The organism is Shewanella sp. S23-S33 (assembly GCF_043359565.1).
Taxonomy (GTDB): domain Bacteria; phylum Pseudomonadota; class Gammaproteobacteria; order Enterobacterales; family Shewanellaceae; genus Shewanella; species Shewanella oncorhynchi.
This window is the reverse complement of record NZ_JBHFFD010000007.1, coordinates 58918-83168: the sequence shown is the minus strand read 5'-3', so window position 1 is coordinate 83168 and position 24251 is coordinate 58918. Positions and strand designations below refer to the sequence as shown.

General features: G+C 43.0%; 23 protein-coding genes and 1 tRNA gene. 20 read left to right on the top strand and 4 right to left on the bottom strand.

Features of this window, described 5'->3' with window-relative positions:
• The first annotated feature begins 30 nt into the window (after window positions 1-30).
• Together ACHA99_RS01360 and ACHA99_RS01355 are read left to right on the top strand one after the other, a co-directional pair.
• Window positions 31-489: a GNAT family N-acetyltransferase gene (locus ACHA99_RS01360; RefSeq protein WP_131525170.1), complete on the top strand. Its 459-nt coding sequence runs from the start codon at window positions 31-33 to the stop codon at window positions 487-489.
• 161 nt (window positions 490-650) lie between these two features.
• Window positions 651-1595 (top strand): M14 family metallocarboxypeptidase, encoded by a 945-nt coding sequence (locus ACHA99_RS01355; RefSeq protein WP_393940582.1) that lies wholly within the window; start codon window positions 651-653, stop codon window positions 1593-1595.
• Window positions 1596-1816: 221 nt separating this feature from the next.
• On the opposite strand, the gene adhE is transcribed toward ACHA99_RS01355, so the two are convergent.
• Window positions 1817-4420, bottom strand: a complete 2604-nt coding sequence (adhE, locus tag ACHA99_RS01350; RefSeq protein ID WP_393940579.1) for a bifunctional acetaldehyde-CoA/alcohol dehydrogenase — start codon at window positions 4418-4420, stop codon at window positions 1817-1819.
• Window positions 4421-4738: 318 nt separating this feature from the next.
• On the opposite strand from adhE, the gene ACHA99_RS01345 reads away from it, so the two are divergent.
• From ACHA99_RS01345 to ACHA99_RS01315, 7 genes are all read left to right on the top strand, one after another.
• Window positions 4739-5371 (top strand): YchE family NAAT transporter, encoded by a 633-nt coding sequence (locus ACHA99_RS01345; RefSeq protein ID WP_006081420.1) that lies wholly within the window; start codon window positions 4739-4741, stop codon window positions 5369-5371.
• A 278-nt stretch (window positions 5372-5649) separates the two neighbouring features.
• Window positions 5650-7644 (top strand): methyl-accepting chemotaxis protein, encoded by a 1995-nt coding sequence (locus ACHA99_RS01340; protein WP_131525173.1) that lies wholly within the window; start codon window positions 5650-5652, stop codon window positions 7642-7644.
• A gap of 212 nt (window positions 7645-7856) precedes the next feature.
• A tRNA-Ser gene (locus ACHA99_RS01335) sits at window positions 7857-7944 on the top strand.
• A 131-nt stretch (window positions 7945-8075) separates the two neighbouring features.
• Complete coding sequence (locus ACHA99_RS01330; protein ID WP_393940574.1) at window positions 8076-9863, top strand: DUF6538 domain-containing protein; 1788 nt, start codon at window positions 8076-8078, stop codon at window positions 9861-9863.
• 93 nt (window positions 9864-9956) lie between these two features.
• Window positions 9957-10742, top strand: coding sequence for a Bro-N domain-containing protein (locus tag ACHA99_RS01325; protein ID WP_393940571.1), 786 nt, complete (start codon window positions 9957-9959; stop codon window positions 10740-10742).
• A 211-nt stretch (window positions 10743-10953) separates the two neighbouring features.
• Entirely contained in the window at window positions 10954-11124 is a 171-nt protein-coding gene (locus ACHA99_RS01320; protein ID WP_393940569.1) for an acetyltransferase, read from the top strand.
• 91 nt (window positions 11125-11215) lie between these two features.
• Complete coding sequence (locus ACHA99_RS01315) at window positions 11216-11506, top strand: type II toxin-antitoxin system death-on-curing family toxin (protein WP_393940566.1); 291 nt, start codon at window positions 11216-11218, stop codon at window positions 11504-11506.
• A gap of 59 nt (window positions 11507-11565) precedes the next feature.
• Here ACHA99_RS01315 and ACHA99_RS01310 read toward each other — a convergent pair whose 3' ends face one another.
• Entirely contained in the window at window positions 11566-14283 is a 2718-nt protein-coding gene (locus ACHA99_RS01310) for a phage/plasmid primase, P4 family (RefSeq protein ID WP_393940563.1), read from the bottom strand.
• A 141-nt stretch (window positions 14284-14424) separates the two neighbouring features.
• Entirely contained in the window at window positions 14425-14751 is a 327-nt protein-coding gene (locus tag ACHA99_RS01305; protein WP_150102351.1) for an ArsR family transcriptional regulator, read from the bottom strand.
• 878 nt (window positions 14752-15629) lie between these two features.
• On the opposite strand from ACHA99_RS01305, the gene ACHA99_RS01300 reads away from it, so the two are divergent.
• Both ACHA99_RS01300 and ACHA99_RS01295 read left to right on the top strand, forming a co-directional pair.
• The gene (locus ACHA99_RS01300) at window positions 15630-16034 is read left to right on the top strand and encodes a nucleotidyltransferase domain-containing protein (RefSeq protein ID WP_041408500.1); all 405 of its coding nucleotides are present in this window, start codon (window positions 15630-15632) and stop codon (window positions 16032-16034) included.
• Window positions 16034-16465, top strand: a complete 432-nt coding sequence (locus ACHA99_RS01295; protein ID WP_041408499.1) for a DUF86 domain-containing protein — start codon at window positions 16034-16036, stop codon at window positions 16463-16465. The genes ACHA99_RS01300 and ACHA99_RS01295 overlap by 1 nt, the downstream gene beginning before the upstream one ends.
• A gap of 110 nt (window positions 16466-16575) precedes the next feature.
• Here ACHA99_RS01295 and ACHA99_RS01290 read toward each other — a convergent pair whose 3' ends face one another.
• Window positions 16576-16986 (bottom strand): hypothetical protein, encoded by a 411-nt coding sequence (locus ACHA99_RS01290; RefSeq protein ID WP_393940559.1) that lies wholly within the window; start codon window positions 16984-16986, stop codon window positions 16576-16578.
• 161 nt (window positions 16987-17147) lie between these two features.
• On the opposite strand from ACHA99_RS01290, the gene radC reads away from it, so the two are divergent.
• The 9 genes from radC to ACHA99_RS01245 all read left to right on the top strand — a co-directional run bounded on the left by radC (window position 17148) and on the right by ACHA99_RS01245 (window position 23785).
• The gene (radC, locus tag ACHA99_RS01285; RefSeq protein WP_393940556.1) at window positions 17148-17630 is read left to right on the top strand and encodes a DNA repair protein RadC; all 483 of its coding nucleotides are present in this window, start codon (window positions 17148-17150) and stop codon (window positions 17628-17630) included.
• Window positions 17627-18082: a DUF2787 domain-containing protein gene (locus ACHA99_RS01280; protein ID WP_393940553.1), complete on the top strand. Its 456-nt coding sequence runs from the start codon at window positions 17627-17629 to the stop codon at window positions 18080-18082. The genes radC and ACHA99_RS01280 overlap by 4 nt, the downstream gene beginning before the upstream one ends.
• A gap of 50 nt (window positions 18083-18132) precedes the next feature.
• On the top strand, window positions 18133-18321 hold the full coding sequence (locus tag ACHA99_RS01275; RefSeq protein ID WP_393940550.1) for a hypothetical protein: 189 nt from the start codon (window positions 18133-18135) through the stop codon (window positions 18319-18321).
• Window positions 18322-18458: 137 nt separating this feature from the next.
• A complete protein-coding gene (locus ACHA99_RS01270; RefSeq protein WP_393940547.1) occupies window positions 18459-19019 on the top strand; it encodes a recombinase family protein in 561 nt (186 codons plus the stop codon).
• On the top strand, window positions 19016-19552 hold the full coding sequence (locus tag ACHA99_RS01265; protein ID WP_393940543.1) for a hypothetical protein: 537 nt from the start codon (window positions 19016-19018) through the stop codon (window positions 19550-19552). Before ACHA99_RS01270 ends, ACHA99_RS01265 begins: the two co-directional genes overlap by 4 nt.
• Before the next feature lie 46 nt (window positions 19553-19598).
• Entirely contained in the window at window positions 19599-20033 is a 435-nt protein-coding gene (locus ACHA99_RS01260; RefSeq protein WP_393940541.1) for a hypothetical protein, read from the top strand.
• A gap of 154 nt (window positions 20034-20187) precedes the next feature.
• Window positions 20188-22068: an ATP-dependent endonuclease gene (locus ACHA99_RS01255; protein ID WP_393940539.1), complete on the top strand. Its 1881-nt coding sequence runs from the start codon at window positions 20188-20190 to the stop codon at window positions 22066-22068.
• A 48-nt stretch (window positions 22069-22116) separates the two neighbouring features.
• The gene (locus ACHA99_RS01250) at window positions 22117-23163 is read left to right on the top strand and encodes a hypothetical protein (protein ID WP_259482706.1); all 1047 of its coding nucleotides are present in this window, start codon (window positions 22117-22119) and stop codon (window positions 23161-23163) included.
• Entirely contained in the window at window positions 23138-23785 is a 648-nt protein-coding gene (locus tag ACHA99_RS01245) for an NADAR family protein (protein WP_393940536.1), read from the top strand. The genes ACHA99_RS01250 and ACHA99_RS01245 overlap by 26 nt, the downstream gene beginning before the upstream one ends.
• The last annotated feature ends 466 nt before the right edge of the window (window positions 23786-24251 follow it).

Here is a 24251-nt window from a genome sequence, read left to right as displayed (position 1 = left end):
TCATGAAATGTTTTTAATCAAGGAGTTAAGATGAACATTCGAGCCGCAACCTTAACTGATATCCCTGAAATAAGCGTATTACTCACTCAATTAACCCAAGAATTTATCGCCCCAACTTGCACTGCAGAGGGCGCTGCAATCTTAGTTAATGCCATGTCGATAGAAGCGATTGGTAGCTACTTTGCTATGGGTTATCAGTACCATGTTGCCATAACGGACTCGGGCCAACTCGCAGGTGTAGTGGGGATGAAGGCGAATAGTCACTTATACCATCTCTTTGTCGCCTCCCATGCGCAGGGGCAAGGCGTGGCGCGAATGTTGTGGGAACATGCCAAAGCTCAATGTTTAGCCCAAGGCAATTCGGGCATATTTACCGTGAACTCGGCGCTGAATGCGCAGGCTGTGTACTTAGGCTTTGGCTTTGTGCCCCTTGGACCCGAGCGAGAACGCGGCGGGATCCGTGATATTCCCATGCAGCTAGTGCTTTAGGTTGACTGTACTCATTTATCATCCAAACACGAGCACTATTATTCGACTGAATAGTAATTCAACGAAAAAGCTTGAGCGAAAAGAGTTTGAACGAAAGCACTAGAGTGCAAATAACTTGAATAAAAAGAACTTTACCGAATAGAACTAAAAATAGAGGAATTATGGCAAATTTAACATTTTATCCCATCGGCACCGTAGGCGAAAAATGGGGCGAGGCTGAAAAAGCTGCATGGCTGGCGAGCACCCAAATCAAGCGTTCATATCAAGATGATGTCGTGATGCCACTCAAGGCGATGGAAGCAAAGCTATCTACGCTTGGGCTTGGCATTGTGCAATATGGCGCCTTGTCGATTAACGCCGAGCGTTACCCATTATTTGCGGTAAAAAGCCAACAGTTTGATCCACAAAAGCCAACCGTGCTAGTCACTGGCGGCGTGCATGGTTACGAGACCAGCGGCGTGCATGGCGCATTGGCCTTTTTAACGAATGAAGCGGCGCATTACGTGCAACAGGTGAACTTAGTGGTTGCCGTTTGTGTGAGTCCTTGGGGTTACGAGACGATTAATCGCTGGAATCCCAAGGCTATCGATCCAAACCGTTCATTCTATGCCAACAGCCCAGCAGAAGAATCGGCGGCCTTGATGGCTTTAGTTGCTTCCGTTACTTCAGTTGAGCAATGTTTTGATGTGCATGTGGATTTGCATGAAACCACAGATTCAGATGAGTTAGAGTTTCGTCCAGCGCTGTGCGCCCGTGATGGCATTGAATATGACAAAGGCACTATCCCTGATGGTTTTTATGCTGTGGGCGATACCGAACATTCAATGGATGCTTTCCAAAAAGCCATTATCGATGGCGTGAGCAAAGTGACCCATATTGCCCCTGCCGACGAGAAAGGCGAGATCATTGGCTCGACAGTGGTGCAACACGGAGTGATTAACTATCCGCTTAAGTCATTAGGGCTTTGCAGCAGTGTCACTGGCTGTATCTATAACACAACGACAGAAGTGTACCCAGATAGCCCAACGGCCACGCCTGCCGAATGTAATCTGGCGCAGGTTGCAGCCATCACCAGCGCCATTGATTATGTACTGGCACAGCGTTAGTCACAGTTTGTTGTGATGTTCATCTTAGTGATCGTAAGTGAGTGATGCCCAGTTGAGTTAGCTGCTAGTGAAGTCATTTTGCGTGCGATCGATTAACGCATCGACCCCTTAATTAGGTCATTCACGGAACATCACGCAATAAAAAGCCCTCATTCGAGGGCTTCTTCATTTATGTCGCGCGGCTTTTATTAAGCACGAGCCTAGCATTGGCAGGCGATAACCTAGTTGTTGTCGCTATAGTCACGGCCATAATAGCTATCGAGGAACAGTTGTTTCAGCTCGTTAATCAATGGGTAACGTGGGTTGGCACCGGTACATTGATCATCGAACGCATCTTCGGCTAATTCATCTAACTTGGCGAGGAAGTCGGCTTCGTTGACACCGGCTTCTTGGATAGAAGCAGGAATGCCAATCGTCTTCTTGAGGTGTGTGATTTTCTCAAGCAATTTTTCGACTTTTTCTTCATCTGTCTTTCCGCCTAGTTTCAAGTGATCTGCGATGGCAGCATAACGGCACAGGGCTTTTGGCCTGTCGTATTGGCTAAAGGCCGCTTGCTTAGTGGGCAGATCCGTTGCGTTAAAGCGTATTACGTTGTTGATCAGCAGCGCATTGGCTAGGCCATGGGCGAGATGGAACTCGGCGCCCAGTTTGTGTGCCATTGAGTGGCAAATCCCAAGGAAAGCGTTAGCAAAGGCGATACCCGCAATAGTGGCGCCATTGTGGATCTTTTCACGGGCGATAGGTGATTGTGAACCCAAGTTGTAGGCATCGGGTAAATATTTGCACAGTAAGTCGAGGGCTTGTAGCGCTTGGCCATCGCTGTACTCATTCGCCATCACGCTGACATAGGCTTCTAATGCATGGGTCACCGCATCTATGCCACCAAAGGCGGTGAGGGATTTAGGCATGTCCATCACAAGATTTGGATCAACAATCGCCATATTGGGCGTGAGTTGATAGTCGGCAATCGGGTACTTTTTACCGGTAATTTCGTCTGTCACTACCGCAAAAGGTGTGACTTCTGATCCAGTGCCTGAGGTGGTAGGAATTGCCACCATCATGGCTTTGGTGCCCATTTTAGGGAATTTGTAGATACGTTTACGAATGTCCATAAAACGCAGCGCCAAATCGGCAAAATCCACATCTGGATGCTCGTACATCACCCAAATAATCTTAGCCGCATCCATTGGTGAGCCGCCGCCGAGCGCAATTATCACATCGGGTTTAAAGCTTTGAGCGACCTTAGCGCCTTGACGGACTATGGCTAAGGTGGGGTCGGCTTCAACATCGTAAAAAATTTCGGTTTCAAGGCCTTGGGCTTTTAAAATCCGCATGGTTTCATCGCAATAACCGTGGTTGAACAAAAATCTGTCTGTGATGATTAAGGCGCGCTTTTTATCGCTCAGTTCTTCGAGCGCGATGGGCAAACTGCCGCGGCGGAAATAGATAGATGCAGGAAGCTTATGCCACAACATGTTTTCGGCCCTCTTAGCGACGGTTTTTTTATTGATCAGATGACTCGGGCCAACGTTTTCTGAAATCGAGTTGCCGCCCCAAGAACCACAGCCTAACGTCAGCGAAGGCGCCAGTTTGAAGTTGTACAGATCGCCAATGCCGCCCTGTGAAGCTGGGGTGTTGATCAAAATACGTGCTGTTTTCATTCTAAAACCAAAGGCATGAACACGTTCGGTTTGGGTATCTTGGTCGGTATAAAGTCCTGAAGTGTGGCCAATGCCGCCGAGTGCGACTAAGGCTTCGGCTTTATCCATGGCATCGTTAAAGTCGATGGCGCGGTACATGCCAAGTAATGGCGATAATTTTTCATGGGCGAAGGCTTCGCTGTCGCAAATGTCGGTGACTTCACCTATCAACACTTTTGTCCAGTGTGGCACTTCAAAGCCTGCCATTTGCGCGATACTGGCAGCACTTTGGCCAACGATATCGGCATTCAAACCGCCATTTTTTAAAATGACCTGCTGCATCGCAGCGGTTTCATCCTTCGATAACATATAGCCACCGTGGGTTGCGAAACGCTCTTTAACCTGCTCATAAATACTGTCGACCACAATTACCGCTTGCTCTGACGCACAAACCACACCGTTATCGAAAGTTTTTGACATGAGAATCGAACTGACTGCGCGTTTGATGTCGGCGGTTTCATCGATAACAATAGGCGTGTTACCCGCACCTACGCCAATAGCCGGTTTACCGGAAGAGTAGGCGGCTTTAACCATGCCTGGGCCTCCCGTTGCAAGGATTAAATTGACCTTAGGGTGAGTCATTAATTGATTCGACAGTGCGACACTGGGCTCATCAATCCAACCAATAATGTCTTTGGGCGCGCCCGCGGCTATGGCAGTATCAAGCACTAATTTTGCTGCAGTTGTGGTAGATATTTTGGCCCTAGGATGGGGCGAGAAGATGATCGCGTTACGGGTTTTAAGGCTGATTAAGGCTTTAAAAATGGCAGTAGATGTGGGGTTCGTGGTGGGGACTATGCCACAGATGATGCCTACGGGTTCAGCAATGGTAATAGTACCGAAGGTGACATCTTCAGATAAAATCCCGCAGGTTTTTTCATCTTTGTATTTGTTATAAATGTACTCAGAGGCAAAGTGGTTTTTAATTACTTTGTCTTCAACCACGCCCATGCGGGTTTCTGCGGCGGCCATTTTCGCCAGCGAGATACGCGCATCGGCAGCGGCAAGGGCGGCTGCACGGAAAATTTTATCGACTTGCGCTTGGCTGAATGTTGCATACTCGGCTTGTGCTTTCGCTACTCGCTCGACCATGAGATCCAGTTCTTGTGCATTGGTCACTGTCATGATTAATACTCCTAAAAAGATTTAGTGAATCAAGGCATTCACTAAATCCTCTTTATGGTAGAAAATTACACCTAAAGCCGCGTTGAAAGTGTGATATCAACGACAATATCGTGCTTTTATGTAATAAAACTACACTTAGGGTAACTTGTTTGTTTAAAATTGCGCTGAAAATGCATCGGCTTCGATAACTAAATATTATTCGAAGTTGTGATTTAACCTCAAAAATCTCATTTTTCAGTCAATAGCGCTTGAGATACTATACTTGCCCTCAAGCTTATTTTGATGAAGACGGCGTGACACGCACATAAGGATAGTCCCTTGGAGTTAACTCTTTACGTTAAATTTTTTCTTGGCCTCGTTGCCATCATTAATCCGGTTGGCTTGTTGCCTGTGTTTGTGAGCTTAACCAGCCATCAAACGGAGGCTGAGCGGAATCACACGGGTAAAGTAGCGAACTTTGCAGTTGTGGTGATCCTCTTAGTCACGATTGTGGCGGGGCAGCACATTCTGAATATGTTCAGCATTTCGTTATCTGCCTTTAGAATTGCTGGTGGCAGCCTGATTGCCATTATTGCGATGTCAATGTTGCAAGGTAAGTTAGGCGAAGTGAAGCGTAACCAAGAGGAAGACCGCGAATCCTCGGCGATGGAATCTGTGGCGGTTGTGCCTTTGGCTTTGCCACTGATGGCGGGACCTGGCGCTATCAGTTCGGTGATTGTCTTTGCCGCTGAGCATAATTCATTGTCGAACATTATTGCGATGTTCATTACTGTGATAGTGTTTGGTTTAGTGAGTTTTGGCTTGTTTAGAATGGCATCTATCATTTATAAGATCCTCGGCAAAACGGGTATTAACGTGATTACCCGTCTCATGGGACTCTTGATGTTATCCATTGGTATCGAAGTCATTGCGGCTGGTGTGAAGGGATTATTCCCACAGCTTTTCAGCTAGAGTCATCTTCATTCACAGATTAAGTGTTCCTTTCTCTAGAAAAACGTATTGGAATTTTCAATGCGTTTTTTATTTCTATCTTATTCTTGTTTGACGTTTCTCAAGTTTGCTCTGCGATTAGCAAAATCTAAACAATTGATGGAATATGGGGGAAATCCTCGTTTATCAGGATATTAGCTTGTGCAATTTCAATAAACCTTAGTCGTCCTACGGTTGATATTATGCTATACCTAGTGTTCGGTATTTGGATCTAAAACTAAGTTTAAAAGGATATTTCTATGAAATGGCAATGGATTGGTAATCTCAGTCTAAAACAAAAATTATTAATGGTTGTCTTGCCTCCACTGTTAGCCTGTTTTTTATGTGGCACGCTTTACCTCATTGAAAAATATGAATATAGAAAAGATTTAACCTTAGTGGTGCAATTAAGCGAGCTAGCCGTCACCAACAGTAATTTAGTGCATGAGTTACAAAAAGAGCGCGGCATGAGTGCTGGATTTATTGGCTCAGCAGGAAAAGCGTTTGCGGGTAAAATACCTGATCAAAGACAATTAACGGATACGCAGCTCGGCCTCTATCAGCGTTTTATCACTGAGAATCATCTGCCGGAGATATTTGCCCCAAAACTTAGAGAGCTAAACGCTCAACTCGGGCGTTTAAATGCAATCCGCTCGCAGGTGGATAGTTTAAGTATCAGTGTCGCCGATGAAGTTGCCTATTACACTGAGTTAAATAAGTTATTACTGACAATAGTCGATGAAACCGCAAAAACGGGTGCTAATCAAGAAATCGCCATTAAAGCGACGGCTTTTAGTGCTTTTTTGCAATTAAAGGAAAGGGCGGGGATTGAAAGGGCGGTACTCAGCTCAACCTTTGGCCAAGCTGGATTTAAGCCTAAGGTTTATGCCAAATTTATCACTTTGGTTTCAGAGCAAAATACCTATCAAGAGCGTTTTTTAGCGCTAGCAAATTCTGATTTATTATCCTCGTTTAACCGTTTACAGAGTTCAGCTGCAATGCATGACGTTGAGCTGTTACGTCAAATCGCATTCGAGCAAGATAATCAAAAAATCCTGCAACAAAGTCCTGAAGAGTGGTTCAGTAAATCGACCGCGCGGATTGAGCTATTACGTGAGTTTGAACAGCAAGTCTCGGCAGATTTACTTAATACCACCCATGAAAGATTAACATTAGCGAATGAGAAAATGTTCTTAGTGCTCGCGACCTTAATCTCAGTATTGGCGATAGTCTTGATATTGAGTCTATCTGTTATCCGTTATTTGCATGACAGTGTGCATCACTTATATTCGACCATCACGCAAGCCCGTAAACATTACGACTTAAGTGTGCGTCTGACTCACTCTAGCTCCGATGAATTCGGTGAACTCGCCATCGCCTTTAACGATATGATGAGTGATTTTGAAAAGGTGATCCTACATGTACGTTCCAGTGGCGCTAAATTGCAACAAGCTGTGGCGCAAATGGATCTCTGTACCCATGCCATGGAGCAAGATGTGATGGCGGGCCACAGTGAGGCAGAACAAGTAGCCTCCGCTATGACAGAAATGAGTGCAACAGTGGCCGAGATTGCCAGCAATGCAGTGCAGGCATCCGAAGCGTCTTCCGCCGCCAATATAGAGGCTAAAGAGGGCAACCTCGAAGTCGGCCGAACCAGCAAAGCGATCAAAGCGTTAGCCGACGATATTAGTGGAGCTTCTAAAGCCATTAACGATTTAGACCGTGAAATTCACGGCATAGTGGTAGTGCTTGAAGTGATCAGCAGTATTGCTGAGCAAACTAATTTACTCGCGCTTAATGCCGCCATTGAAGCTGCCCGCGCAGGGGAAATGGGTCGTGGTTTTGCTGTAGTTGCAGACGAAGTCCGAAGTTTAGCGCAGCGCTCACAAACCTCGACCTCGGACATTAAAAATATGACAGATAGATTGAAGGCGGGAGCGAGCATTGCAGTAAAAGCCATGGACAGAGGATTAGCTCAGGCTAATAGCAGTGTCCATGAAGCTGAACAGGCAGGTATCGAATTGAAACGTATTGTGGAGCAAGTAGACATTATTGACCGCATGAACGAGCAAATTGCTACAGCAACTCATGAGCAATCGGCGGTATCCGAAGACGTAAATCGTAATGCACTGAAGATCAGTGAGATTTACCTTAATACTCAAAGGATCTCCGATGAGCTTAGGGAGCTGACCAAAGCTCTGACGTTTGACGCGAATTCAATGTCAAAAGAAGTGCACAAATTTACCGTCAATTAACGGTATAAAACGGTGAAAAGATTCAAGAAATCACGTCGTTTGTTTAGCAATTGTGCAACCGCCTGAAACTGAGTCTTTTTTACTTGACCCCCTTTAGGCTTTTGCGTACAGTACCGCTCCGTTAACGATGAAAGCCTCTCGGCAAGGCTATACGAAATCGTTAGTGATTCTTGAACGTGAAAGATTAACCACGCTAACATAAATCGACATATGGTGAGGTGTCCGAGTGGCCGAAGGAGCACGCCTGGAAAGTGTGTATACGGTAACGTATCGAGGGTTCGACTCCCTCTCTCACCGCCAAATTCTAAGAACCCGATCACATGGTCGGGTTTTTTCATTTCTATCAAAAACTTATTGAATTATAGTTGCTTAATCCAATGGCTAACCAACCTTTGGCACCTTAAGGTGGTACAAAAGGGTGGTACAAAACGATGGCATTTATGATCCAACCTCGCAGAGATCCGAAGTCTGGAATGTGGAAAATCCGCAAGGGTATTCCTGCACATTTACGGCCTTTCTTAGACGGTAAAACAGAGCTTAAAAGAAGTCTTGAAACTAAGGATGCAGCAGAAGCAAAATCTCGGGCATCAGTCATTGTTGCAGAGTTTGAAGCTATCACGGCTAATGCCCAGTTGCGTTATGATAATCAAGAACGAGAGCAGCAAGTTAACCCTGCCCAATTAGATGCTATCGTAAGTCATTGGTTCGTTAATGAACGTCAACGATTAAGCCAGCCAGATATCCTCGCTCGATATACCCTAGAGACATCCGATGGCCTTGAGGCGATGGCAGAGTGGTTTAGCGAGCCGTTAGAGGCGTTAAATGACGCTGAAGGTACTCTCCACCAGCAATCCGCAGAACAACGCTTCATGAGTCACATGAACGATTTCGTTGATGAAGCTCTCAATCTGTCTCAGTGCCAACTCTTTTCCCATGTCGCTAGGCTGTATCTCTCTGTCAAATTAGCTGAAGCTATTATTAGGCTGTGTAATTCTGCATTTGACCTAGAAGTATATACACGACGGGAGCGAAATAGAGGCTTCGAGCCACTGTTCATGCCACGAAGTGACTCAGGGAATGTGCAGGATTTTGCTGATAACAGTCGTGCTGCACTAGCTGAATCAGGGTTAGAAGTCGTTCCTGATGATATGGCTACCCAAGGAGATGTCTCAACATCATCTACCGTTTCTTATTTGGTTGAATGGGTTAATACTCAAAAAAGTCTCATCTTAGGTGAGACGGCCTTTAAGTCATGGCAAGCAGACCGCAATCGACCATGCAACAGACTCATCGAGTTTTTCGGCGCTAAGCCAATAGGTCAAATCCAAAAGATTGATATGCGTAACTTCTTCAATTGGATCATTCAATGTCCCAGTAAGCCAACACATGATGTCAGAGATCTCTCTTTTAAGAAGCAAATTGAGATAGCAAATAAGCAAGGGTTGGCTCGGGTTAGCATCAATACCGCTGATAAGGAACTTAAGCTTATCTCAGGCTATTTCCAACAAGCGGTGAAATTGGATATCTTGCCGAAAAACCCGTGTCACCAAGTCTCTCCGGGTAAAGAAGCTGTCAGGACAGTGAGAGATCCGGGCTATTCAAACACTGAGCTATCACAGATTTTTTCCTTACCACTTTTTCTAGCTCGAACAGATGCTCAGAAAGCAAGGTATGGTGAGGCACCTTACTGGTTACCCGTTATCCTAGCCTATACAGGAGCAAGGGCTGAAGAGATTGCTCAACTCTATGTGAAAGACATTAAGCAGGATAAGGACGACCCACAGCTATGGTTTTTCCATATCCAAGAGGTGAGGGACGACCAATCCGTTAAGACGGGTGAATCAAGGAAAGTGCCAGTATGTCGATCTCTCATCGAGTTGGGATTACTCGATTACCTCCACTCTTTACCCGTTGATGGTCGCTTGTTTCCGGTGCTCAAAGCAAACAATAAGGCTAAGTATCATCTAGCGGTTGCAAGGCACCTCAAAGAGGCGTTTATGACGCTCAATATCGAACATTTTGATACACTCAAACCGCTACATGCGTTCCGTCATCGCTTCATTACAGAGGCAAGGAAGGTGATGCGTGAGGATATTCAAAATGCGATAACAGGGCACTCTAATGCGGGGAATACGGGGCGAAACTATGGCATCTACTCAGAACTCCATCATGCGATAGATAAGATGCCAGTGATAGAGATTCCTAAGTGGTGTTCTTAGATGAAGTTTGTTAACTTACTGTTTTGCAGCATTGTATTAGACAATATGGCTTAAGTCCTGCGTATGTATTTTGTAAATGGAGAACAACTAATAATGTCGAGTAATCTCATTAAAATATGTTATGAAGGCGACGCAGGTTCTTCTGATATTCGGACATGCGAATATGAAGATATCCTCTATATATCTCTGAAAGATGTATTAATAACTTTAAATAGAGAAAATAGGGAGTTAGATGAGAATCACATATCTAAGTCAATGTCGGGAATCTTAAAAAGTCAATTGAGTTCCCTTGAAGTTGATGAGTATATAATGATTCCCGCATTGGACCCTGTTCATGAAGAAGATAAAGAAATTTTTGTTACGCAACCCGGCTTATATCGTGTTTTATCCAGTGATAAAAGTAAAGCTGGTAAGAAGTTTCAGAAGTGGCTTTACCATGAGGTTATTCCTTCATTGACGAAGCATGGTTTTTATCCTCCTCCAGTAACGGCGAAAGGTTCTGTCTTATCACAAATGGCGGAAATATTAGCTCAAAATTCAAGAGCTTTGGCAGATGCTATTGTACGGCAGGATCGGCTTGAAGTAGAAGTTGAAGAGGTAAAATCAAAGCTAGGAAATATTGACGATAGGGTTATGTCAATTGAGTCAAAGGGAACAGATTTGAAGCATATAGTTACAGTACGTGAGCGGCTGGAGGCTTTAAATATCCCATGCACAAACCAAAAAGAAACGGACATTGTTGTTTGGTGCGAAAATATAAATCTTAGCCAACCATTCCCAAGAATCCCTTGTCCTTCTGGTGACAGGTTAAAAGCTAGGTTTTCTATTCAGGTTATCGATGAGGCTACTAACATGGTAGATTCGATACATGGGCGATAGATTATTTGTTTTATTTTTCAATAACTTTTCTAGCATCTCAATTACGAATAGCTTGATAAGATAACTGTTACAGTTATTCCTAAGTGTGTTCTAAATCATAACAAGGCAGTAATTGCTGAGGCTTAGTACTAGCCTTAGCAGGTTGCTGTATTTTGCATTGTTTTATAAGGCTATACTTTTGGCAAGTCGAAGCTAATGAAGGTATGAGATTATGAATCGAAAATTAGAAGCTTACGGTGTGCAAGCGGTTATAAGACCGAAGATCAAAGCGACCAAGCAACTAGATTTATCTGGTGATCTTGGGCGACAAATCATTAAGTCAGAAACAAAATTAGTACTAAGGACTCACCCCAAAACGTTCCAAAAGCTGGCTGATATGTAATAGACATTATCTGTTTTCATTTTGAACGAGTGGTCGAAATTAATGCGTTAATCCTATAGACAATGCCATTGTCTACCAAGGCTTAGATGATGTGTTCGAGATTGCTGCAAAATATACTGCTTGCATTGCAGTATCTCATGCTTGTCCTGATGCAAATAAGCGAACAGGCTTAGCTGCCGCACTCGAATACTTGTCTCTCAACGACTATGAAATCACAGAGGATAACGAGCTGCTAGCAAATGCTGTGCGTGACTTAGTGCTTCAAGAGATTACTGAGACATCCTTGACGCTCAGTACCTTAATGGCTTGTAAGTCGTTTGATGAGGTCATTCTGTATTCTGGCTACTGTGCGATTTATCTGCCGATAAATATTGAGTCCTAATGAAATGATGGTAAAAGAGAGGCTCTAGGGCCTCTCTTCAATTGGTTATAGATTAACCGTTAGACAGTATACTGATCCGGCGAAATACCGCTAGCTGAGCTCCATAACGGTTTTGAAGCTTGCCGTGTCTCAGGATCGAGTTCGATTATGTCATCAAATATTGGCTTTAAGATAATTCCTTTAATCATGGCTTTACTGTTGTGTCGGCCTTTCTCAAAGCCTTTCTCCACAAGCCGTTTGGTCATGATATTACGGGTCATCTTCCAGTCGCCATCACGCTCAGCCCACTTTCTAAAGGCATCATATAGCGTATCTGTATAGGTAAAATCACCCTTACAGGTACATTCCTCAAGGAATATCGCGAGTAAATCTGACTCGTGACGATACTCTGCGATTTCTGACTTTATCGAATTGGGAATCGAGGCTTTAATGCCATCCTTTAGCCACATTTGAACGCCTTCTAGAGCCCAATTGAGGATACCTGAGAGTTCAGCATATAGCTTATCCATTAATCGTGGGTCCATCTGTTCCTGACTGAAACTCGCATTGAATGGAAGCATGATCATTCTTCGCCACATGCCGAGGCTCGTATCACGAATCACGGGCTTGTGGTTACCTATCATGATGAGTTTAAACTTCGGACGGTATTCTAATTCTACCTTGGCATAGAGTTGACGAGTGACAATCACATCATCACCAGTCATAGATTTCACTAGGTTTTCATTCATCCTAGAGCCTTCAGGTAATTCATTAGCCACAACTACACGACTACCAGCAAGCTTAACCAAGGATGGGTTAGGGCCTGTATTACCGTTATTGGTTTGCAGCAAAACACTACTATCGATCTGATGATAGTAACTTCCCATTAATCGCTGTATCACGTTCATAAAGGTGCTCTTACCATTACAACCATGACCGTGGAGGAAGAACAGTACTTGTTCGTCTGTTCGTCCGGTTAGCATGTAACCGACTATGCGTTGTAAAAACTTAGCGTATTCTTTGTCGCCACAGGTGATTTCATCAATGAACTGTAACCAACGAGGGCAACCAGCTGAGCTATCGAAATGAACATCCCCACAGCGGCTGATGAACATTTCTTTCTGTGCAGGTAATAGTTTTCCGTTAGCTAAGTCTAATACGCCATTGTTTACTCCAAGCAGCATAGGATTAGCATCGAAGCGGTTCGAAGATATCTGATTGCCTGACTTGAAGATTTCTAGCATATCCATCATTTTTTTACGATTAAGCGTCATTCGGCCAAATTTTTGTAATTGCTCTGCTTCGACTAACTTAGTCTTATTTTTGGTTTGTATTGCTTCTTCTAGCAAACTACAACCTTGATTGATAAGACGTTCTCCAACACAGCGGGTATATTCAAGCTCCTTTCCGCTTGATGGAGCCCAATGTTTGCCATTAAAGTTAACTATGTTGTTAAGTTCTGGTACATACTTCATGCTGTCGTTGGTGATCACTTTTAATCGGTCAGCATTACCCACATCATTCAGTGTGTCTTCGTTGAAGTTAGTCCAGATCGCGGGGATAGTTTCATCTGGCACAGGCACAGGGCCTGTCGAGGTGTTGTCGTGGTTTACAGCAGGTTCACAGATCACTTCAACAGACTGCTGGCTTACACCGTATTGATTAACCAGCTCCTCGAGTGATAAGGCATCTTCACGCCTTAAATAGTCGTCAATGTCCTTGCCTTGACCTTCAGGCAGACCCACTTGAGTGAGTGAGGATAACTCTAATTCTGCCAACTTCTCGCGATACTTATCACCCGCAGCATCACTATCAAAGAAGGTGATCACATCACGTTCTTGCAAGTTCTGCTTTACCCATGCCAGCTGTTCTTGACCCAGTTGCCCATTGGTTGCCAGAACAGGTCCCTCCCAGTTGTGATTTAGTAAGGCTAACAAGTCGTGTTCACCTTCAACGATAGCGACTGCCCCTGCGGTATTAATTAAATGTTGTCCATAAAACTGAATGTCATTTAACCAAAATTGCTTAGGCATTTGATATTGTTTCTCTTTCTTGGGATCTTTAAACGTGAAGCGGCAAAGATGTCCATCTTCATCATAATGAGGAAAGATATAGACATCCCTTGGGAAAAAGTCCGAAGGATTGGATTGGCCTTCTTTAACCAATCCTGATGCGTACATCTCATTACGACTGAAGCCTTGAGCTTCTAAGGCACACCAAAGTTGACCTTGGGAATACCCTATGTCGCTATCAAACAGTACTTCTTGACTGAGTTCTCGCTTTTCCATAAGAGCAGCAAGAGGTTTACTTTTATCAGCAATCATAGGTTCAAAGTAGTATTCACATGCTGCATTCATAAGCTCTTGCCGACGAAGGAATTGCTCTTCGGTCAGTTCTAGCTTCTCTGGCTTAACTTTCTTAGCTTTGGGTTGAGTATTGATGGTTATCCCTTCAATCTCGCCAGCAAGTAACTTGTTGGCCGCATCATAGGGATTGTTTGCAAGGTCATAACAGGTCAGAAAACTATAAATATCACCGTGTTCCTCACATGAGTAGCAGTGATAGTTTTGGTCCGTTGGATCAGCATGATAAATTTTGAAACAGCCTGCATGCCCACAGAAGGGACAAACATCATCCTCTAACTGGCAATAGTCGCTTGATGTTGGCTTAATCTCACTACCGACGAGCTTAGCGATCAGCTCTGACAAGTCATAAAGTGCTTTAACGCCCTCTAAGCCGATTTCATTCAATGTTTCATGGTTAAATCTGTTATTTCTTACCAATACTTGAGATGTCATGTGACATATCCTCTAAAACAGAGGCCAACAGACTAAAATATATATGTAAATAGTTTGTCTGTAGTTTGGCCTTCGAGCTGGTTTTAGCTCTTCCCCTGTTTAAGTCGTCCTTAAACCTAAACAGGGGCATTCTTTCCTCTATTAATCGAACATACGACGATAAAGGTTTGTTGCCTGCATCCCTGTGGCATTAGTTGTTTGAGAGCATTCCAGAAGTCCCGAAGCCACCAGCCGACCGATATGGCGTTTAGCCGTTCTTAATGAATAACCGCAACGCTTCATTAAGGTATTAGCTAGACTCTCCCTACCACCCAACAGCACGCCATTACTCACAGGCATCCGGCTTATCTCGTAGAGTGTTCGGCCTAATTGATCTTGGAATAGCTCAAAAGGTAGCTTGAACACGCTAGAGCTAACTGCGTTGCTTGCTGTTGCTATAGGGCTGTGGTTTAGGTCATGGTTTATCATCTCAATCTCCGGTGGGGTCATTCATGTCATGCCTCTCACATAATGTTTTAATCGATTGGAGTTAGAGTTGAACGCAGTAAATTGATGAGATTTCAACCAAATCGGTTAAAGAGGCGAATTGTTGCCTAAAAGGTTTTGATATGACATTTTTTCATTAATGCAGCTTTAGTTATGAATAAATGGAATAGCACTAATTTATAAGGTTTTTATTGCTGGTTTACTTAGTGGAAGTCACAAAAGAAGATAAAAGATGGCATCAACTGTCTTAGACTGGTGATGCTAGAGTTCACGATAGTAACTCGGATGACGTGAACTCTAGTGTGCTGGTGGAGTGTTCAGCATGAAGGTTCCCACATCTATCAGGTTGATAATCACTTGTTCACTCATCTTCGCTCACTCCCAATAAGCCTAAACCGCTTTACACCAACCTCAGCCGAAAATTCAGCAGACTGACTAAAGTATTTCTATTAACTTTTTCTATAGCTATTTTTAGAAAATCAATTAAAAATCAGCAAGTAAAAACAATAAAACTGTCAAATAGGGCAATGTTACTTGCATTTGATGGATAGTGAGTTGGCAGAAATCAGCAGCAAAATCGGCAGGGAGAAAAGGTGTTGTCCAAGCTGGTCGTTAGCAGCAAACTTTGAAATAACAACTGTTCAGCCTGATTGAGGGTTGGTACACTTCGGGATTATTAGTTATTGTTTTTAAAGAGTTGATTACGGCTCTCACCTTGACTAGCTGAAACTTGATGCTACTAATATTCTGATCGCAAAGCTGTAATATTGCTGACTAGTCTCATGAAGAAATATCGCAGGTACTGAGGCAGAAGATATTTTATAACAATAGCTTATGATTTAATCGATAAGGATGCACACATGTCCATTGACCCTAAGCAATTACAATCATTGGCGGCAAGCCAACCTGAAGTCGCCGCACTATGGCTTTATGGTTCTCAGGCCAAGGGTAATGCTACAGAACAGAGTGATTGGGATTTGGCGGTCGCATTTGACCCTGTTAAGACTGATAACGTGCTCGATAATCGTCTAAGAGCAGAGTTGTTAGCGATGGACTGGCAGCGTGCACTGGGTTTGCCGGAAGGAAAGCTCTCAGTCGTCGACATTAATCTTGCTCCTATTCCACTAGCATTCGGTATTATTGATGCTAACAAGGTTCTATACAGTCGTGATGAAGGCCGAAGGATGCAGGAAGAGGCCCGTATTATGTCGTCGATGGAACTCGATTATGCAACGTCGCCAATGAGCAGAGGAACAACTAACTGATGTCTGATAATGCCTATATAACGTCTCTACGCCTTAGCCTCAACCGTTATCAGGCTGAGCTGGTTGAACTAAAGCTTATACTCAGCCAGCGTTCGCTATCGAATCTTGAATATCGTGCTGCTGAACGAACCTTGCAGGTTTCGATTGAAGCCTGTATCGGTATTGCTAAACATTGGGCTAAAGCATTGGCAGGACATAGCCCGCAGGATGCCTATCAAGCTTTTGAGATCCTCTGTCAGCGTGGAGCACAACCTGTTGAGGAACTTAGCGGTTGGCGTAAGGTGATAGGTCTTCGTAATGCACTGGTTCACGATTACCTTAATATTGATCCTGAGATTATTCGCAGCGTGATAGCTCAGGGCTATAGCGATAAATTGTTTGTCTTTGCAGAGCAAGGTCTTAACTGGCTTGCTCAGCAGCAGGATCACTAAATAGGTTCGTGATAACGATTGGTTGGGATCACGGAGAACGTTAACATAGATTCTGAGCCTAGACTCACCTTAGCCACTTGATAGATGAGTCTAGCAACGACCCATAATGACTATTTGTCTGGATAATCTCTATACCAATAGTTAACCGCAAGCCATTCCCCAAAAGCCTGAAAATGGACTAGCAGCCTGACTATCCAGTGCATATATGGTAGATGTTCTCTAGGATGAGTCGCGTATAGATTACCATCCTTTGTGATTGAGATAGTCTCAGGGGTAAAACCTTTCTCAATGAGAAATGCTTTAATAGCACCTTGATCTCTAAAGCTTCCTGCACCCATTGCTACCTCTCCTTGAAGGTGCATCATCTTCTGATCTGTACCTCGTTTATCTGGGACAATCTCGACTGTAAAGAAGGGGCTGTGGTTTTTGATGGATTCGTTAATCTGATGATCTCTTGTTTCTGGCGTAAATCGGCCTTCAACAAGCAAAAGGGGGTAGGTTAAGACTAATTCGTCGTGCATGATTTTTTCTCCGATTGAACTTTCAATGGGGCAGTATTTGTCACCCCCCATATTTCTATTTTAATCGGTGGGAGATCGTTTCAACTGACTTATACCGTCATTTTTTACCATGAACTAAGGCATAAGAAACCTGAAGTAAATCAACTACACAGGAAACATATATGCTTATTTCAACATTAACCCATTGTAATCAACTCGACTCTTCAGACTCAGTTATCAGGGAAGCCATTGCTATCTTGGAGAGTCGCTACACCCTGCAAGCTAATCCGCAGGCATTCACCTCTCCACAACTGGTAAAAGACTATCTTCGACTGAAAATGGCTGGATACGAGCGGGAGGTATTTGCGGTATTGCTACTGGATAGCCAACACCGTTTGATTAGTTGTGAAGAACTCTTTTTCGGCACGATAGATGCCGCCTCAGTATATCCTCGTGAGGTGGTAAAAATAGTTCTGCATAGAAACGCCGCTGCCGTGATATTCGCCCACAACCATCCCTCAGGCATGCCTGAACCCTCTGAGGCCGATAAACGCATTACAGAGCGTTTAAAGACAGCCTTGGCAACTATTGATGTATCAGCGTTAGACCATTTTGTAGTTGGTCATCAAGATGTCGTTTCGTTTGCTGAAAGAGGATGGTTATGAATATGCCAACGGCAACTGAACAGCCTATCCAGATTGATCTTCAGTCAGGAAGGAAACTACTACCTATCACGCTTAGTTTGGCTCAGATCCTCAAGCGAATGCTGGTGGATGCTAACAAACCAATCAATAGTAAAGCCGTTACGATTAACTTCCGTGATCCTAACTATTCTGCTGAGTCTGGTGGCTTTCATCCGGTTGAAATCCGTTTGGAATATTCATCAACAACTAGCATGTGGCAATTCTGCTATATCACTGACTTTGCCTATCAAGGACGTTACTACCCAGAATTAGAGAAGGACATCGACTTCAACTTTGCAAAGGCTTCAGGGTATCAGGCTTATGTTGGTCATCATCCGTTAAGCCACTTCAGCGGCCTATACCGGCTATGGGAAGCCAACTTCAGAAGCTATCTGGTAGATGATCTCTACCAAATAACAATCAACTGGGATTAACCCGCAAACACCATTAAGACAGCCAGCGTTTCACTACATGGGTTCATGTGGTGGACATTCGGCTGCCTGAACGACAATCAGGAAGGAGAAACATCATTAACGAGTTACTAAAAAAGGTCGCTAAAGCTGCACTGCTGACCATAGTGCCGATCCTCATCCAAGCCTTCGCTGAGCGTTATCTTTCAGATGAAGAACCTTGGGCAAACATTGATGTTGATGAAGATCAAGAATCTGAATAACACATTGTTTTCATAACCAATAAACCAAGGCCATGTGACACGGTCGTAAACACATCAATAACCGTGTCACATGGGTTGTTTTGGACCTTTTGAAGGGCTTGGTCAGTATACCTTGCTCTATTGAACAGGAGTCGTTCATGGCAGAAATCGGATATGCCCGTGTATCGACCACGGGACAAAGTCTCGATGCCCAACTGAAGGCATTAGCAAACTGCGACAAAGTGTTTCAAGAAAAGGTAAGTGGTGCAAAGGATGACCGTCCGCATCTGCAACTCATGCTGGAGTTTGTGAGGGAAGGTGACATCGTTATCGTCACTAAGCTCGACAGACTTGCTCGTAACACTCGTCACCTGCTGGAGATTGCGGAATTTTTGGAACGCAAAAAGGTGTCACTGCAAATTCAAAACCTCGGGATTAATACCGCAACCCCGACAGGCAAACTCATGCTGACTATGGTTGGAGCTATCGCAACCTTTGAAAGAGAGCTGATGTTAGAAAGACAGGCTGAAGGAATCGCTCTCGCAAAACTGCGGGGGAAGTATAAGGGACGTAAACCCACGGCAATCACTAAGGCGAAAGAAGCCGCTCCAATGCTTGCAGAGGGGATATCTAAACCGGAGGTCGCAAAGAGGCTAAATATCAGCTTATCAAGCGTCCAGCGGATAGCAAAGAAATTAACATCTAAGGATAAGTTATGAATAAAAAGCAGAAAAATCGTTTTGAGATGTACTTCGTTATATTGATTGCACTAACAATATTGAGTGCCTTATCTCTGGTTGCCCTTGAGGATTCGATTGGTGGTTCACTGGATTATTTCATCCTCAGAATGTCAATCACATTTCAGGGCAATATCTCTGTTATCGTGATGGGAATTGGTTACATAGGGATGTGGTACATCTCTGAGCAATTAGCTTGGTTGAAGGAAGATGTTGAAAATAACCCCTCTAGTCAGGTGATTGATTATCGGCAGAAAAAACTATTCCTTAAAACGGGGATCGGTGGTGCTTTATATCTGTTGACCTACGGCATTATTCTTATGCTTTCAATTCTTGGTTATCACAATGGCAATATCTCCAAAATCGTCACTTCAGGGGCTGGGTTGATAGGTCTATTGCTATGTCTTCTGGCAGGGGTTGCCATTTGGCAACTACGATTGAGGCTTGAATGGATGGCAGAAGAACAAGAGCAGTCAACAGCCAAACAATCAGATAGCAACTCTCTGAGTAACTAATCGGCAAGGCCATCAGATTCTATTGATGGCTTTTTTTGGAGAAAATATGCGTAAACCAAACTGTTTAGTCTTGTTCCTTGCCCTTTTAGGGTCCTCATTACCAACGCAGGTCTCTGCCTCAATTGATGATATCTTGAAGCATTACCAACAGGTGTACATGTGGGAACAAGTTGCCACATCATGTAAGAGTAAAGCACCTACTGAGTTGCAGGAAGATTGGTTATTTATCGAAGGAATTCTTAAATTTCAAGATGGCTACTGGGGGGCGAAAGCAATAAAACAACTAGAGTATGCTGGAAAGTCGCTACCACAAATTAAAGGGATATTTGCTTCTCTTAAGAGTAGTAGTGATGTATTAGCCGAGCATTTGATTAGTAAAGCTTTGTGTGATCGTAAAGACAGAGATATCGTTCATAAAGAAATTGCAGCAGATCCGTCTTATAGATCTGCTGTCTATGTGTTAACAGGGCAATATCCTTAGTATGTAGATCAACCTTATGGTGCTGATGAATCATTATTAACAAATTCTATCGTTTTTAGCATTAGTATTTGATCCAAGACATTGAATATATGATCTAACTTCTATATGTTTTATTTCTTAATTGGCTTACATACTATCTTCAAGGATGGAAGGAATGAGATCTAAATTATTAAGTATTTCTGTTAAGAACATTGGATGTATTGGGGATGACGGTGTTCAAGTCAAACTTGACGATATACTTTGCTTAGTCGGCCCGAATAACTCTGGGAAAACTACAATTCTTAGAGCTTACGAGCTCGCATTCAACCCTAGTTCTTTCAGTGTTACGAGTGATAGATGTAATTGGTCGGCCGTTGAACAACTTTCTGAAGTTATTCTTGATGTTCATATTCCCGAAGGGATGGGGAATGTGGATGAAAAATGGAAAATTATTGAAGGCGAGAAAAGAATTGTAAGGAGCTCTTGGGTTTGGGATGAATTTGGAAAGCCCACAAGAAGGACTCTGGACCCTCAGACTGGTGATTGGGCCGATGATGGTAAAGCTGGAGGAGCGGATAACGTATTCAAATCACGTTTACCTAAACCTATGCGAATTAAATCGCTAGATGACGCTGTTACCACGGAGGATATACTACTTACCCTAGCCCTGAGTCCTCTAGTTAAACAGCTTAAAGCTTTAGAAAGCGATAAAGATTCTCAGATTTCTAAAGATAAAGCTGCCTTAGCTGCAACAGTAAATGCTTTGGCAGTGCCTCACCAAAAAAGGCTTTCCGATATATCACTGCAAATCCAGACTGGGTTCCAAAGTGTTTTTCCTGCACTTGGAGTTAAGCTCCATGTCGAAATGAACTCTCCCGAACTGAAAATTGAACAGCTCTTAAAGCAAGGGTCCGGTTTATTTGTAGATGAAGTAGCTGGACAATCTCGAATAGGGCAACAAGGTACAGGGGCTAGACGGGCGTTATTCTGGTCAATGTTACAAGTTCACAATGAAATTAGTCGAGAGACAGAGAAACGAGATGGGCTTCTTAAGACATTGAAGGATAAACATAGTAAAGAATCAAAGAAAAAGAACCCAGACGCAGCAATCTTAGAGCTATCTGGTCAACAAATCGCAGCTCTTGAAAATGGGGGCGCTATTCCTGAAGATGCAGAAGATCCTGCGTTGCCTGGTTATATTCTGTTAATGGATGAACCTGAAAACGCATTACATCCAATGGCAGCAAGAGCAGCACAGATGCACTTGTACAAACTAGGAAAACATCCTGATTGGCAAGTCTTGATAACAACACATTCTCCATATTTTATCAATCCTCTTGAAGACCATACTACGATTGCACGTATGCAGCGGTCGGATGACGGTAAGTCACTTAGTCCAAGGCTGTATGTTTCAGACGAGGCAGCTTTTTCTCTATTAGAAAAAGATAATTTACAGGCTCTCCAACTTACAGATATTGGTTTTGCTGAAATTTTCTTTGGAAGTTACCCGATAATCGTTGAAGGAGATACAGAGCATGCAGCTTTCATTTCTGCAATAGTGAAAACTCAGCATGAACTTGCTGGGAAGGTAAGTATTATTCGTGCTCGTGGTAAGGCTGTTCTAGTGCCTCTTATAAAAATGCTACGTCATTTCAAGACATGCTTTGGTATTGTGCATGACATCGATTGGCCATATACCAAAGATGGTGCTGAAAATGGGATGTGGTCAATTAATATGGATATCCGTGATCAGATAATAAAGTGTAGAGAACAAGACTTAACTGTATACCACCGTTGGAGCATTCCTGATTTTGAACGTTTTCTTGGGGGCGAAAAGCTTGGGAAAGATAAGCCTTACGAGGCATTCAAGCGTTTAAATAACGATCCCGACTTGACGGAAAGAGTGCAGAAACTTATTTCATGTCTATTTGAAGGCGGTCTTATTGACCCTGTAGATCATGATTCGACGAAAAGGTTTAGTGATCAAATCTTAGAACAGTTGGAAGTGTGGGCAATAGCTAACGGTGAGCGAGACAATGTTCGTCTTAAAGGGTAATTATAGATCTTGTCTTACAGAGCTTATTTGATGTTAAAGGGATGACAGATGAGTACACGAGATCAGTTACTAGCTGCAATAGCTAAAACTATAAGTACATACCGCCATGGAGAGCTGCCAGTTGCTACAGCAGAACATGTTGAGCGATGGGTAAATCAATTTACTCCTGTTAATCAATTCATATTGCTGCAAGAAATGAATCATATGCTAGGGCAGTTTTTCTTAACTAAGGATTGGTTCGTTGGTTACTTGAGCAAATTGCTTAGGAATATTAACCTAGCTGGAAATTCACCTGATGTTTACTGGAAAAATGTAAACATTCTTTGTATTCAAAAACATGGTGAAAGCCAACAGGAGTTTATAGATATTCTGAGGTTATGTTTGCTGGAGGAGTTTAATATTTCTCTGGATGAGTGTGGTTCTGAAGGTGGTGATTACATTTACTTAGATGATGTCATATTTAGTGGTAATAGAATTGGTACTGATCTAGAAGCATGGATAAGAGAAGATGCTCCAGATGTCGCGTTAATAAATGTTATTGTAGCTGCATACCATACCTATGGACAATATTCTCTCAAAAAGCGTCTTAATCGCGTCATATCTGAAACTGGAAAGGCTATTCAGATCCAGTATTGGAGGAATGGCACTATCGAAAACCGAAATTATTACAAAAATAGTTCGGAATTGTTATGGCCTGCTAGTATACCTAATGACAGACACGTCGAAAATTATTTGGCAAAACCAACAAATTTTCGTTTTGAACCTAGGGTTATGACAGATTTTTTAGGCCCGTTTTCATCTGTCGAAGGACGAAATATTTTAGAACAAGAGTTTTTAATTGCTGGTGCAAAAATAGTTTCGAAAAGCGAGAATCCCAAGATGGTGATGCGTCCTCTTGGATATAGCCCCTTTGGCGTGGGTTTTGGCTCTCTGATAATAACCTATCGTAACTGTCCAAATAACTGTCCATTAGCGATATGGTGGGGAGACCCTGAAGTGACATCAGGCCCCCTTAACTGGTATCCTTTACTACCTCGTCGAACATACTCTACAGTCTCTTTTGATATCAATGACTTCATATTCCGACAAAAATGAAAATTACAGATGCTATAAGATCACTGATGTCATCGTGGTTCACAAAACGAAGGATGCATTCGGTGAGTTGTCAAATATGGCTGCGGGGTTTCCTATAGTATTGAATAATGAGTTAGTTTTAACTTCGGAGGCTCTCTATCAGGCATGCAGATATCCACATCTTCCTGAGATTCAAAAGCAGATTATTGTGCAACACAGTCCTATGACTGCAAAGATGAAAAGTAAGCAGTATATTGATGAATCAAGAAAAGACTGGAACTCTGTTAGAGTTCCTATTATGCGTTGGTGTCTACGCGTCAAACTAGCTCAAAACTTCGATAAATTTAGTCAGATTCTCTTATCGACAGAAGAGCATCCGATTGTGGAACTTTCTAGAAAGGATGATTTCTGGGGGGCACTTATCAGAGGAGAAGAAAAGGATTTATTAGTAGGAGAAAACGTACTTGGTAGGCTACTAATGGAACTACGTAATAAGTTGAAACTTTATCCTAAGTCACGATTCGAATCTGTTAGTCCATTGAGTATTAAAGATTTCTTATTTTTAGGTATACCAATAGAAGTTGTTACGAATACTCAAATCAATCTTCCGTCACAAGTGAAACAGTATGATTTGTTATCTTAATGCGAGCCTGATATCAATTTGCCTCAAAAGAGGGCATCGCTATAATTTTGACTGAAGTTATACTCGTTTGACTACGTACTGTTCGTTAACTCCCTTTAATGTGTCTAGCTCTTCTAGAAAGAGCAAATGTTATAGCTTCATCTCGAGAGATGCGATTTTCTTCTTAGTAGTGCATCTACCTACCAGTATGGCGATAGGCAAAATGGAAGTTAGGTAATCTCTTTGAAGCCGCGAACAAAATTGAAGGAGTCGACCTGATAAAACGGCTCCTTTAGTATTTCAAGTGGTACAAAACGCTGATACAATCTGAAAAATCAAGGTGCATAACACTATGATTTAATAGGGGTTGTTAGAATGAATTGTGAATCGAGGGTTCGACTCCCTCTCTCACCGCCAAATTCAAGTTTGAAGACGTCCTAGGGCGTCTTTTTTCTTATCTGTATTTTATAAAAATCAATAGCTTACC

Bases quoted from the DNA above. Each gene is read 5' to 3' on its own strand.
- ACHA99_RS01360 (WP_131525170.1), top strand. From the start codon at position 31: ATGAACATTCGAGCCGCAACCTTAACTGATATCCCTGAAATAAGCGTA.
- ACHA99_RS01355 (WP_393940582.1), top strand. From the start codon at position 651: ATGGCAAATTTAACATTTTATCCCATCGGCACCGTAGGCGAAAAATGG.
- adhE (WP_393940579.1), bottom strand. From the start codon at position 4,420: ATGACAGTGACCAATGCACAAGAACTGGATCTCATGGTCGAGCGAGTA.
- ACHA99_RS01340 (WP_131525173.1), top strand. From the start codon at position 5,650: ATGAAATGGCAATGGATTGGTAATCTCAGTCTAAAACAAAAATTATTA.
- ACHA99_RS01330 (WP_393940574.1), top strand. From the start codon at position 8,076: ATGGCATTTATGATCCAACCTCGCAGAGATCCGAAGTCTGGAATGTGG.
- ACHA99_RS01325 (WP_393940571.1), top strand. From the start codon at position 9,957: ATGTCGAGTAATCTCATTAAAATATGTTATGAAGGCGACGCAGGTTCT.
- ACHA99_RS01320 (WP_393940569.1), top strand. From the start codon at position 10,954: ATGAATCGAAAATTAGAAGCTTACGGTGTGCAAGCGGTTATAAGACCG.
- ACHA99_RS01310 (WP_393940563.1), bottom strand. From the start codon at position 14,283: ATGACATCTCAAGTATTGGTAAGAAATAACAGATTTAACCATGAAACA.
- ACHA99_RS01305 (WP_150102351.1), bottom strand. From the start codon at position 14,751: ATGATAAACCATGACCTAAACCACAGCCCTATAGCAACAGCAAGCAAC.
- ACHA99_RS01300 (WP_041408500.1), top strand. From the start codon at position 15,630: ATGTCCATTGACCCTAAGCAATTACAATCATTGGCGGCAAGCCAACCT.
- ACHA99_RS01295 (WP_041408499.1), top strand. From the start codon at position 16,034: ATGTCTGATAATGCCTATATAACGTCTCTACGCCTTAGCCTCAACCGT.
- ACHA99_RS01290 (WP_393940559.1), bottom strand. From the start codon at position 16,986: ATGCACGACGAATTAGTCTTAACCTACCCCCTTTTGCTTGTTGAAGGC.
- radC (WP_393940556.1), top strand. From the start codon at position 17,148: ATGCTTATTTCAACATTAACCCATTGTAATCAACTCGACTCTTCAGAC.
- ACHA99_RS01280 (WP_393940553.1), top strand. From the start codon at position 17,627: ATGAATATGCCAACGGCAACTGAACAGCCTATCCAGATTGATCTTCAG.
- ACHA99_RS01270 (WP_393940547.1), top strand. From the start codon at position 18,459: ATGGCAGAAATCGGATATGCCCGTGTATCGACCACGGGACAAAGTCTC.
- ACHA99_RS01265 (WP_393940543.1), top strand. From the start codon at position 19,016: ATGAATAAAAAGCAGAAAAATCGTTTTGAGATGTACTTCGTTATATTG.
- ACHA99_RS01260 (WP_393940541.1), top strand. From the start codon at position 19,599: ATGCGTAAACCAAACTGTTTAGTCTTGTTCCTTGCCCTTTTAGGGTCC.
- ACHA99_RS01255 (WP_393940539.1), top strand. From the start codon at position 20,188: ATGAGATCTAAATTATTAAGTATTTCTGTTAAGAACATTGGATGTATT.
- ACHA99_RS01250 (WP_259482706.1), top strand. From the start codon at position 22,117: ATGAGTACACGAGATCAGTTACTAGCTGCAATAGCTAAAACTATAAGT.
- ACHA99_RS01245 (WP_393940536.1), top strand. From the start codon at position 23,138: ATGACTTCATATTCCGACAAAAATGAAAATTACAGATGCTATAAGATC.